Genomic DNA, 11255 nt, shown 5'->3' on the forward strand with positions numbered 1-11255 from the left:
TGTTCTTTCCTTCGGGTTATCGGACGCTAATCCTCGTCATCTTGCCGCAGTGGTCGCACTTGGTGCGGCGTCGCTCGTTCAGCCGCTGCATCTCCGCGACATAGGCCGTGCGCGTGCGGAGCCATTGTGTCTCCTCGTTCGCCATGATCCGCAGCACGAACATGGGATCGAGCCGGGTATGGCAATTGCCGCATTCGACCTCGGTCTCGCCCTCGCGGATCAAATAGCCGACGTGCTGCATCCGGCCGTCGCGATAAAAATAGCGATGATTGCATCCATTGTCGCCGAACCGCAGGTCGATGACCTTGAGCATCGGTCCGTCTTCAGACGGAGGGTTTTTGAACTTCACCGGCAGCGATGTGACATTGTCGTCGTCGCTCATAGGTCTCTCACTCCTAACTCGACAAGGCGGGCACGCAGCCTGACGTTCTCAGCCATCGAGCGCGAGAGCTGGCGCGCTATCGCGGAATCCACGCGGCAGGCCTACGCAACTGTGGCGTATCATCAATACAACCTGAACCTTGGCACTTTCCGCATAGGTTTCGTTCACATCGCCCCTGCCATGCGAAAATTTTCACGCGGCGTCCCATTTTTGGCGCATCAACACGTAAATTGCGCCACTGATCTCCCCTGCAATTGTTAGAAAATTTCAGTTCACGAATCACCGCGGGCCCGCGCTATCACCCGAGTCATGGGTAGCGGTCACGGTTCGTCAGGCGAATTTTCCCATTTCGAAATGCTGCGCGATGCGGTGCAGGATGCGCCGTCGGAAATTGTGCAGCTCGAGCACGGCGAGATGGCGCGCGAGCTGAACGCACCTGACGTTTGGCCGGGACGGCGCTTCGACCGGCATCTTCACGCGTGGTCTGCGCGCGCGGCATCCTGGAGCGAACGCCGGTTGATGCTCGGCATGATGCTCGCTGGTGCTCCCGCCTTGTTTCAGGGTGTCGAGGCGCACCCCGGCGACCTCGTCGTCATCCAGCCGCGATATGTCCACATTCGACCCCGACGCTCTGGGCGTCACGATCAGGGCATCGCGCGCAGTGCCGTCGAACCGCTCCAAGTAAGGCTATTCCTTACCAGCCACCGATCGGAAAAACGCCAATGGCATTACGCTCGGCGAGGTCAGCTGCGCTTCCAGCCCAAAAATCGGAATGCACCGATCCATTGTCGCCGGACCTCGAAAGCAAGGCGGCGGAAAGGTCAAGCGAACGGACGTGCCGTCCCTCAGATCGCCCGGCTTGCAGCGATCTGGCTGGTGAACCACAAGAATGAGCTCCTCTCTCCGAACTAAAATTTGACCGAGCTGTTAGCCTCGGTCGAACGGAGGAGGAGAGACCATGCGTGTTCTTGCAGTAGCAATGGCAACATCGTTGTCCTTTGCCTTGGTTCCCGCATCTGCAGAAGAGTCCGGATTATCCAAGACGTATAAGGAGGGGCAGTCGGTTCCGGTGCAGCCAGACCGTACGCCCCAACAATCGGACCAATCTCGCAACCAAGATAGGGCGCGTGGTGAGAACGTTCAGATCGACCGCGACTGGAAGGCTCAAGGAAATGTCAGCCGACCGGCTACCGACCACGAGGGATCTGCGGGCAATACTGACACGGACCATCAAACAGTAGGTCGTGACTGGCGAGCGCATCCTGAACGTGACGAGAACCGCTGAAATCAGCAGTGAGCTTTATAAGAGCCGGCGGTGATTGGCCCCGTTAGACTAGAAGAGCCCGCGCTCACCGGGAGGTGATTGTCCTGGGACTGCGGCGGTGCTGTCAGTTGCGGAATCGCACGATTCCAGAGCACTGCGTAACCCAGATTCGCTTAGATTGAGAGACCGCGCCTCACTCAGCGCAGGGTTGAGCCATACGGCTGTGTTCGGGGGTTCTGTCTCGGACCTGATTCCTCGTGCTTCTCTAAAGGCTGAACTGAAGGATCGCTACAGGAGGCCGGACGATGCCGACCCGTACAGAGAGCACCTCGTTTGCCAAAGACGTTCAAGGCCGCCATCTTTGCAACAACCTTGTGTCATCAACAACCTTGTGTCATCAGAGACTTCGCTCTTAGGCCCCGAACGGAAGTTGGCGCTCGAGCTCGATTCTTAAGTTCGCATAAAACGGTCTCTAACCGTCCGCGCGATCGCGGCTGGCGCCTCGTCGGGAATGGCAAAGCATGAACTCACGTTAATTTCGCAGAGGACGTAAGTATCGGCGCCAGACTTGTCGCGCGGACCATAGAGGAAATCCGCGTCCCAGATGACCGGGAGCGACGGCCCATCGATGCCGAGCGTTTCCAGCATTTGTGGTGTCCATTCATCTTCCATCAATCGTCGCAGCGCCTGGAACGACGGGGCGTCGGGCCCGTGCATAATCCGTGGCCCGGGTTGCGCTTCCGGCGAATCCGGGCCTTCCGGCGGCGGCGGTATCAAGGCCTTGATCAATTGATGCCCAAACCCGGCGACTTTAGACCCACTCATGTAGCAGCGGATCATCCCTTCCGGCAGGCGCGGCTCGAACGGTTGATCGATGATGCAGCCTCCCCACCCGAAATATGGCTCGCAGCGAACGATAAAGGCCTCCAACGGGATGTCCTCGGGCAGGCTGCCGTGCTGGGCGTGCAGCACCCGCACTGCGGCGTCGGAACCTGGCAGGGAGTCGACCTTCCAAACGCCTTGGCCTGCATTGCCGCGGTTTTGTTTGAGCACGCGTGGACCGTTAGCCCGCAGGCGCGACGGGAATTCAGCGCGGAAAGCAGCGGCGCTGTCATAACGATGTGTGTCTCCGCCCCAACCGAGATGGCGCGTCCGGTAAAGCACCTCCTTGACGCCCATCTTCAGGATGACATCGGGATGTGCGCTCACCCAGGGGCCTCTTGCCGCAACCTCCCGCAGCAATCGGTCGAGCGCCGCACGCGTCTTCCCTTCATGAATGGGATTGACCCAGACAAGAACCCCATCGACCGCAAGCAATTGGTCGCGAACCGCATCAGCGAAGATTTCGTCGTAGATGACGGGGCGGGCCTCGACGCCAACTGAGGCTAGGGCCTCGAAAACGCGGACAAAGCGGCTGTTCTGTGGGGTCGCGTCCCGACGTGCGGCAGCATCTCCGCGCGAGAGGATGGCGACGGTGTGATGTTGAGAGGCGTTCCGTTCGGTGTTCATGCGCAAGCTCCACGACGAATCGCGTGTCGCGCAGAGCTTGGACCGAAAAGTCTGACGGGGAGTCTGCCCTTCCCCGGTGAACAAGTTTACGCGACTTTATCCGCTCGTTGCAAGTTGTCGATTGCTGCTCTGAAGCGATTTGGCTTGCGATTATCCCCTCCAGGGGGATAGGGTACTGGGCATGGCAAACGAGCACGTCCACGAAACCCACCCCGAGATCGTCAAGCGGCTGCGGCGCGCCGAAGGACATCTGCACCGGGTGATCGAGATGTTCGGCGAAGGCCGATCCTGCCTCGACCTCGCCCAGCAACTGCATGCCGTCGAAAAGGCGATCGGCGAGGCGAAGCGGACGCTGATCCATGATCATGTCGATCACTGCCTGGATGCCGCCGCGAATGGATCCGCGAAATCGACCAAGGGCGTGTTGGCCGAGTTCAAGGCCATCTCGAAATATCTTTAGCGCGGCACATCGAGCTTATTTAGGCCGCATCAGAGACTTCGATGGCGAACCGTTCAATAATTGCAGTCGTCGCCTTTCTGGCGGGCGCCGCCGTCGTGGCGCTGATGCCGGACGTTTCGACCAGGCTGCAGCGCACCGTCGGCATCGCACCGGGCAATGCACCGCCGCAACGCGACGGCAAATCCGAGCAGGCCGCGCCGAAGATACCCGTCGTCGCCATGGATGACGATCGGATCAAGCTGGCGCATATCGACCTGGCAACGGTCGGGCCGGGAACAATCGCAAGACGTCTAGCCGTGCCCGGGACGGTGATTCCTGATGCGGGTCGGGTATCCCATGTTTCGGTTAAGCTATCGGGGACAGTGGCCGAACTGCGCAAAAACATCGGTGATGACGTCACCAAGGGTGACGTGCTTGCCGTTCTTGAAAGCCGCGAAGTGGCGGACGCCAAGAGCGAGTATCTCGCCGCCCGTCTTGCCAATGAGTTGCAGCAGGACCTCACATCCCGCGACAAATCGCTGTGGGAAGGGCGGGCCGTTCCGGAGCAGCAATACATCAAGTCGCGCAATGCCGCCGCGCAGACCGAGATGCGCCTCAACATCGCGCGCCAGAAGTTGCTCGCATTGGGCGTAGAAACGGACGAAATCACGGGCCTGCCGCAATCCCCGGACGCGTCGTTGCGCAGCCAGAACGTCCGGGCCCCGGTTTCGGGGCGGCTTGCCGAGCGCAAGGTCGAGCTTGGAGCGGCGGTGGGGCGCGACAATCTCGAGACCGAGCTGTTTGTCATTGTCGATCTCAGCCGCGTCTGGGTCGAGCTGTCGGTCTCTTCCGCCGATCTGCCGCAGGTCAGGGAGGGCCAGTCGGTGCGCGTCTCGGCGCGCGGATTGCCCGAGACGGCGACCGGCAAGATCGTGTTCGTGAGCCCATTGCTCGACAAGGAAACCCGAACCGCCCGCGTCGTGGCGGCGCTGGACAATTCGAATGGCTATTGGCGTCCGGGATCGTTCGTCACGGCCGGGATTGCACTTAGCGAGCGTCGGGTCGAGGTCGTCGTGCCCGCAACCGCGATCCAGAATGTCGACGGCGGAAAGGCGATCTTTGTCCGCAACAAGGACGGCTTTGAAAAGCGCAATGTCGTGCTTGGCGAACAGGACGGGCAGTCCGTCGAAATCGCCGCCGGTCTCGCTACTGGCGAGACCATTGCCGTCTCAAATACGTTCTCGCTCAAGGCGGAATTTGCCAAACCTCGCGACGAGGACTAGGCGATGATCGCGTGGATCGTCGATTTTTCCGTTCGCCGGCGCTGGCTCGTTCTGCTGGTCACGCTTGCGGCCGCCGCATCCGGCTTCTGGTCGCTGACCAAATTGCCGATCGACGCCGTTCCAGACGTCACCAACGTTCAGGTCCAGGTCAATGCAGTCGCGCCGGCCCTAACCCCGGTCGAGATCGAGAAGCAAGTCACAGTGGCCCTGGAAACCGCGTTGGCCGGGACGCCGGGCTTGGAGTCAACCCGGTCGTTCTCGCGCAACGGCTTCGCGCAGATCACCGCCGTGTTCGCCGACCGCACCGACATCTATTTCGCCCGCCAGCAGGTCGCCGAACGTATCAACGAAGCAAGAAACAACCTTCCGCCCCGCGTCGATGTCCGGATGGGGCCAATCTCGACCGGCCTCGGCGAGATCTATTGGTGGGCCGTGGAGTATGAAAAGCCCGGCGCGACCACACCGGTGCAGGACGGCAAGCCCGGCTGGCAGAGCGACGGCAGCTACCTCACGCCCGAAGGTGAGCGGCTGACAGACGATTTTCAGCGCACGGTCTATCTCCGCACGGTTCAGGATTGGATCATCCGTCCGCAGATGCGGACGGTTCCCGGCGTCGCTGGGGCGGATGCGATCGGTGGTTTCGTGAAACAGTTCCAGGTGCAGCCCGATCCGGTCCGGCTTGCAGCCTATGGGCTGTCATTCACCCAAGTGATCGACGCCATCGAAGCGAACAACATCAGCCGCGGCGCCAATTTCATCGAGCAGAACGGCGAAGGCGTCGTCGTCCGGGCCAGCGGGCGGGTGGAAAATCTCGATGATATCGGCAGGATCGTGGTGACGACCCGGGGCGGCGTGCCGGTCCGCGTCTCCGATCTTGCCGACGTCGCAATCGGGAAGGAGCTGCGCACCGGCAGCGCCAGCGTCGACGGCCGCGAGGTGGTGCTCGGCACCGCGCTGATGCTGATCGGCGGCAACAGCCGCACGGTGGCCGCCGCGGCTGACCGCAAGATCAAGGAGATCAGCCGGACGCTGCGCCCCGGCATTCATGCCCGGACAGTGCTCAATCGAACCCAACTGGTCGACGCCACGATCGCGACCGTCGCAACCAACCTGGCTGAAGGCGCGCTGCTCGTGATCGCCGTGCTGTTCCTGATGCTCGGCAATTTCCGCGCGGCACTGATTACGGCCTGCGTGATTCCACTGACGATGCTGTTGACCGCCACCGGCATGCTGCAGGGGCGGCTCAGCGCTAACCTGATGAGCCTCGGCGCGCTGGATTTCGGCCTGATCGTCGATGGCGCCGTCATCATCGCGGAGAACAGCCTGCGGCATCTCGCGGAACGACAGCGCGAGCTTGGGCGCGGCCTGTCACGGCCTGAGCGGCTCGAAACGGTCACGGCGTCCGCAACCGAGATGATCCGCCCCACGGTCTACGGCCAGCTCATCATCATCCTGGTCTACGTTCCGCTTCTCACCTTCACCGGCGTCGAAGGCAAGACGTTCGAGCCAATGGCGCTCACCGTCATGATCGCGCTGGTGGCGGCATTCGTGCTGTCGCTGACCTTCGTGCCGGCGGCGATCGCGATCGCGATCTCAAAGCCGGTGCGCGAGCAGGAGAACATCATTATCCGCGCGCTGAAATCCATCTACGCGCCGCTGCTCTCCCGTACTGCCCGCGCGCCGCTGCCGGTGATTGGGCTGGCGTTGCTCCTGATCCTCGGGGCGGGCGCGCTGTTCAGCCGGCTCGGGCAGGAATTCACACCGACGTTGGACGAAAAGAACATCGTGATGGAGGTCAAGCGCGTGCCCAGCACCTCGCTGGCGCAGGCGCAGGCGATGCAGCTCCTGATCGAGCAGTCGGTTGGCAAGTTCCCGCAAGTCGCTTTCGTGTTTTCACGAACCGGGACGCCGGACCTCGCCGCCGATCCGATGCCGCCAAGCGCCTCCGACACCTACATCATCGTCAAGCCGCAGAGCGAGTGGCCGGACCCGTCGATGTCCAAGGACGATCTCATCAAGGAGATCGAAGCCGAGGCGAGCAAATTGCCGGGCAACAAGCTCGGCTTCTCGCAGCCGATCGAGATGCGCTTCAACGAATTGATCGCCGGCGTGCGCGAGGATCTGGCCGTCAAGGTCTTCGGCGACGATTTTGCCGAAATGCAGCGGACGGCCGAAAGCATTGCCGCCGTCCTGCGCCGCATCGAGGGTGCTCAAAACGTCAAGGTCGAGGAGACGACCGGCCTGCCGTTCCTGGAGATCAGGATCGACAAGGCCGAGATCGCGCGCCGCGGACTCAACCTCGCCACCGTTCAGGACCTGATCGGAACCGCCATTGGCGGCCGGGTCGCCGGCCTCGTGTTCGAGGGGGACCGCCGCTTCCAGATCGTGGTTCGCCTGAACGATGCGTTGCGCTCCGATATCTCCGCGCTGGAAAATCTGCCGGTGCCGCTGCCGCACGCCAACCCCAATGCACCCGCGGCGTCCATCCCCTTGCGTACGCTCGCCTCGTTCGAATCGACCGACGGCGCCAACCAGATCAGCCGGGAAAACGGCAAGCGGCGCGTGGTTGCGACCGCCGAAGTGCGCGGGCGGGATATCGGCTCGCTTGTCGCCGAGGCGCAGGCCAAGGTCGCCGAGCAGGTCAAGCTCGCACCGGGCACCTATCTGACCTGGGGTGGACAGTTCGAGAACTTCTCGGTTGCCCGCCAACGCCTCTTGTTCGTCGTGCCGGGCTGCTTTGCGATGATCTTCCTGCTGCTGCTCGGTGCGCTTGGATCGGCGCGCGATGCGGTGCTTGTTTTCAGCGCCGTGCCTCTTGCGTTGACCGGTGGCATCGCCGCGCTGTGGCTCCGCGGCATGCCATTCTCGATCTCGGCCGCTGTCGGTTTCATTGCGCTGTCCGGCGTTGCCGTCTTGAACGGGCTCGTGATGCTGAGCCAGATCCGCAAGTTGATCGGCGACGGTGTGGATACGCGGACTGCGATTCAGGATGGTGCATTGACCCGCTTCCGGCCGGTCATCATGACCGCTCTCGTTGCGTCGCTTGGTTTCGTGCCGATGGCGCTGGCCTCCGGCACGGGTGCGGAAGTGCAGCGGCCGCTCGCCACCGTCGTGATCGGGGGGCTGCTCACGGCGACGCTGCTGACGTTACTGGTCCTGCCAGCCCTGTATGCCTATTTCGCGCCGCGGCGCTCGCAACCGGAGACAGAACAGCATTTCGTGCCGAGACGGGCAGCGGAATAGCCTGCCATGCTGTCCGTCCTCGCCAACCGGACCTACCGCCATCTGTTCGGCGCGCAGGTCATCGCCCTGATCGGCACCGGCCTGATGACGGTGGCGCTCGGACTCTTGGCCTTCAAGATTGCCGGCGACAAGGCGGGCGCGGTGCTGGGAACCGCGCTTGCGATCAAGATGATCGCCTATGTCGGGATCGCGCCGATCGCGGGAAGCCTCGCCGGCTATGTGCCGCGTCGGCTGTTTTTGGTCGCCATGGACCTGCTGCGGGCTTCGGTCGCGGTCGCGCTGCCGTTCGTCACCGAGGTCTGGCAGGTCTACGTGCTGATCTTCCTGCTGCAATCCGCATCCGCGGCCTTCACCCCGACCTTCCAGGCAACCATTCCGGACGTGCTGCCGGCGGAGCGCGACTACACGCGCGCCCTGTCCCTTTCGCGCCTGGCCTATGACCTCGAAAACCTGCTCAGCCCGACGCTGGCGGCGGCGCTGCTGACCGTCATCTCGTTCAACAATCTATTTGCCGGCACGGTGATCGGCTTCCTGTGTTCCGCGCTGTTGGTGATGTCCGTGCGGCTGCCTTCGACGGCAGCCAAGGCTGAAGCGGGCCAGTCGTTCTACGAAAAGACCACGAAAGGCGTCCGGATCTACCTGGCGACGCCGCGCCTGCGCGGGCTGCTCGCGCTGAACCTGTCGGTTGCCGCGGCGGGCGCCATGGTCATCGTCAATACCGTGGTGTTGGTCCGCGCGGTGCTGGGGCGGCCCGACAACGATGTCGCCATCGCGCTCGCCTGTTTTGGCGGCGGCTCGATGCTGGCGGCGCTGTTGCTGCCGAGGGTGCTCGACCGGTGGCCGGATCGCGCGGTGATGCTTTCCGCCGCCGCCCTGCTGACCGTTCTGCTGCTGGGGCTGATGGCTGTTCTCCGTACCGGGCACGATCAGATCTGGCCGGTCCTGCTCGCGGCATGGACATTGATGGGAGTTGGCTACAGCGCGGTTCAGACCCCGACCGGACGGTTGTTGAGACGCTCGGCGCAGCCGTCCGACCGTCCTGCGGTGTTCGCGGCGCAGTTTGCCCTGTCGCATGCCTGTTGGCTGTTGAGCTATCCCATCGCCGGCTGGCTCGGGAATTCGGCTGGCCTGTCCATCACGGCCCTTGTGCTCGCGGCGATCACGCTCGCCGGCGTGGTCGCCGCGCGGATGCTGTGGCCGGCCGACGACCCGGAAGTGGTCGAGCACGATCATCCCGGCCTGGCGCCCGACGATCCCCATTTGCAGGGTGCGCCCATGAAACGCCATGCTCATGTGTTCGTCATCGATGAGCATCACCGGCGCTGGCCCAACGATGCCTAAGCAAATCCAAGGCGGGCGGGTTCATTGATCGCGGGGTTCGATTCGATCTTCGAGGCGCAGCGCGCGCTCTATACGAACGCAGCGCAGGCGCTGAATGCGCTGCAGGCGAGCGGAGCCGGTGCGCTGCCGTCACTGGCCGCAGCGGCTTTTGCCTTTGGCATGTTGCACGCCCTGCTGCCCGGCCACGGCAAATCGGTGCTCGCCTCCTATTATGCGGCAGATGGCCGCTGGCGAGGCGCCCTAGGCTCAAGCCTGCTGCTGATCCTTACACATGTCGGCTCCGCCGTCGTCCTGGTGCTGTCCGGCTATGCCGTCCTCAAGCACACGATTGGCGGCGCCGGTCGTGCGCCGGCCCTGGAACAGGCAAGCCAAATCCTGATCGTGTTGATCGGACTCTGGCTCTTGTGGCGCGCGTTTCGTCCCGAACCTCATCGCCATGACCGCTCCGCGCCGCTGCTTGCGATAGCAACCGGCCTCATTCCATGCCCGCTCACCACCTTCATCATGACCTATGCGGCAGCCCATGGTGCGGTCAAATGGGGCTTGCTGCTATCGGCCATTTTCGCTGCCGGCATGACCCTCACGGTTGCGCTCTTTCCATTGGCGGCGGTGTTCGCTCGGACATGGCTTCTGCGCCTCGTTGAGCGCACGGAGACGATCCGTAGCTGTGCAGCATCGGCACTGGAAGCCTTCGCGGCCATCGCGGTGATCGTACTTGGAGCCTGGCCCTTAATGTCGAACTGGTGAGCTTCGGCTCTCCCATGAAGCGACATCCTAAAGAACCGCACATAATCCTCTATCGGCAATGCCAATCACGCGCAACGTCCAAAGCCTGGCGGAATTGGTTCCCGGAATTTCCGCCCGAGCACGGGGTTCATTGGATATCCGAAGCGGATAGGCAACACGAGGGACAACAACCGGCGAGAAACTCGAGAGGCAGAAGATGAAAATGATCCGCCGTGAAATGCTTTACCTCGCTGGAGCGGCAGCAGCGCTTCCATACATGCCAACGATCGCCTGGGCACAGACGCAGACAGCGCCCAAGCTCACCCAGATACTCCGAAAAGACCTCGAAAGTCAGGGCGAAACCGTCCAGGAGACGATCGTCAGTGTCGTCGACTTCGCACCCGGCACGGCTGCTCCCTGGCACAAGCATCCCGGTGCGCAGGAGTTACTTCATGTGTTCGAAGGAAGCCTTGTCGTGGAAGTCGAAGGAGCAGCCGCGACTCGGCTCAATGCCGGAGAAGCAGGAATCATCGCAGCCGATCTCGTCCATCTCGCCCGCAATGAAAGTACCAGCGCAAGCGTCAAGGCATTGGTCGTGCATAGCAGAGCGGCCAGGGACAAGCCGCTGATTGTCGTCGTGAGAAACTGAAGCGACGCTGGGAAGGCGATAGGGCAATCGCACAATTCAAGGACCGCTTTGGAGGTCCGCACCACGCTTCGACACATGGCGGTTAGGCTTTTCACGCATCCGTTGCTACAACTGCACGCATCATCTGACCCTCAAGCGAGATATGGTCATGATTGCGAGAAGTCTAGTTGGCGCGTTATTTCTTCTTGCTAGTTTCGCCCATGCACGTGCCTAGGATTCATTGAGAATCGCTGGCACTCAGCATAGCCCTGGAACTGGCGCAAGCCGCGCTCGCAGACTACAAAAGGCGCGACTATCAGGTGGCGGTCGCGGTCGTCGACCGCTCGGCGTCGTCCAGGTGGTGCTGAGTCGTCGTTGTGCGGGACCTCACATGCCGCCAACGCTTCAGCCAAAGGTCTGGACGGCGGCGACCTTCCGCA

The 11255-nt window shown here is 62.4% G+C and carries 10 protein-coding genes; 7 read left to right on the forward strand and 3 right to left on the reverse strand.

Annotation, left to right across the window (positions count from 1 at the left end):
- Positions 1-16: 16 nt before the first annotated feature.
- The gene (locus YY7_RS0108805; RefSeq protein ID WP_028162920.1) at positions 17-382 is read right to left on the reverse strand and encodes a hypothetical protein; all 366 of its coding nucleotides are present in this window, start codon (positions 380-382) and stop codon (positions 17-19) included.
- Between the two features lie 330 nt (positions 383-712).
- Complete coding sequence (locus YY7_RS65000) at positions 713-1063, reverse strand: hypothetical protein (RefSeq protein ID WP_028162921.1); 351 nt, start codon at positions 1061-1063, stop codon at positions 713-715.
- A 277-nt stretch (positions 1064-1340) separates the two neighbouring features.
- On the opposite strand from YY7_RS65000, the gene YY7_RS57895 reads away from it, so the two are divergent.
- Positions 1341-1667 (forward strand): hypothetical protein, encoded by a 327-nt coding sequence (locus YY7_RS57895; protein ID WP_245287227.1) that lies wholly within the window; start codon positions 1341-1343, stop codon positions 1665-1667.
- A gap of 429 nt (positions 1668-2096) precedes the next feature.
- On the opposite strand, the gene YY7_RS0108815 is transcribed toward YY7_RS57895, so the two are convergent.
- Positions 2097-3155, reverse strand: a complete 1059-nt coding sequence (locus YY7_RS0108815; protein WP_028162922.1) for a Cj0069 family protein — start codon at positions 3153-3155, stop codon at positions 2097-2099.
- Between the two features lie 181 nt (positions 3156-3336).
- Here YY7_RS0108815 and YY7_RS0108820 point away from each other — a divergent pair, with 181 nt between their 5' ends.
- The 6 genes from YY7_RS0108820 (at position 3337) to YY7_RS0108845 (ending at position 10836) form a co-directional block, all read left to right on the forward strand.
- Complete coding sequence (locus YY7_RS0108820) at positions 3337-3615, forward strand: metal-sensing transcriptional repressor (RefSeq protein WP_028162923.1); 279 nt, start codon at positions 3337-3339, stop codon at positions 3613-3615.
- Positions 3616-3656: 41 nt separating this feature from the next.
- Positions 3657-4877 (forward strand): efflux RND transporter periplasmic adaptor subunit, encoded by a 1221-nt coding sequence (locus YY7_RS0108825; protein WP_028162924.1) that lies wholly within the window; start codon positions 3657-3659, stop codon positions 4875-4877.
- Between the two features lie 3 nt (positions 4878-4880).
- Positions 4881-8120: an efflux RND transporter permease subunit gene (locus YY7_RS0108830; RefSeq protein WP_028162925.1), complete on the forward strand. Its 3240-nt coding sequence runs from the start codon at positions 4881-4883 to the stop codon at positions 8118-8120.
- Positions 8121-8126: 6 nt separating this feature from the next.
- Complete coding sequence (locus YY7_RS0108835) at positions 8127-9461, forward strand: MFS transporter (RefSeq protein WP_028162926.1); 1335 nt, start codon at positions 8127-8129, stop codon at positions 9459-9461.
- A gap of 24 nt (positions 9462-9485) precedes the next feature.
- Positions 9486-10208: an urease accessory protein UreH domain-containing protein gene (locus YY7_RS51095; protein ID WP_051396605.1), complete on the forward strand. Its 723-nt coding sequence runs from the start codon at positions 9486-9488 to the stop codon at positions 10206-10208.
- A 196-nt stretch (positions 10209-10404) separates the two neighbouring features.
- Positions 10405-10836 carry a cupin domain-containing protein gene (locus tag YY7_RS0108845; RefSeq protein WP_080663632.1) on the forward strand — a complete coding sequence of 144 codons (432 nt, stop codon included), beginning with the start codon at positions 10405-10407 and terminating at the stop codon, positions 10834-10836.
- Positions 10837-11255: the final 419 nt, after the last annotated feature.

Origin of the sequence: Bradyrhizobium elkanii WSM2783 (assembly GCF_000472865.1) — a bacterium.
GTDB lineage: Bacteria > Pseudomonadota > Alphaproteobacteria > Rhizobiales > Xanthobacteraceae > Bradyrhizobium > Bradyrhizobium elkanii_A.

Coding starts and splice junctions, on each gene's coding strand:
- YY7_RS0108835 (WP_028162926.1), top strand. CDS start 8,127: ATGCTGTCCGTCCTCGCCAACCGGACCTACCGCCATCTGTTCGGCGCG.
- YY7_RS0108825 (WP_028162924.1), top strand. CDS start 3,657: ATGGCGAACCGTTCAATAATTGCAGTCGTCGCCTTTCTGGCGGGCGCC.
- YY7_RS57895 (WP_245287227.1), top strand. CDS start 1,341: ATGCGTGTTCTTGCAGTAGCAATGGCAACATCGTTGTCCTTTGCCTTG.
- YY7_RS0108845 (WP_080663632.1), top strand. CDS start 10,405: ATGAAAATGATCCGCCGTGAAATGCTTTACCTCGCTGGAGCGGCAGCA.
- YY7_RS0108815 (WP_028162922.1), bottom strand. CDS start 3,155: ATGAACACCGAACGGAACGCCTCTCAACATCACACCGTCGCCATCCTC.
- YY7_RS0108820 (WP_028162923.1), top strand. CDS start 3,337: ATGGCAAACGAGCACGTCCACGAAACCCACCCCGAGATCGTCAAGCGG.
- YY7_RS0108805 (WP_028162920.1), bottom strand. CDS start 382: ATGAGCGACGACGACAATGTCACATCGCTGCCGGTGAAGTTCAAAAAC.
- YY7_RS0108830 (WP_028162925.1), top strand. CDS start 4,881: ATGATCGCGTGGATCGTCGATTTTTCCGTTCGCCGGCGCTGGCTCGTT.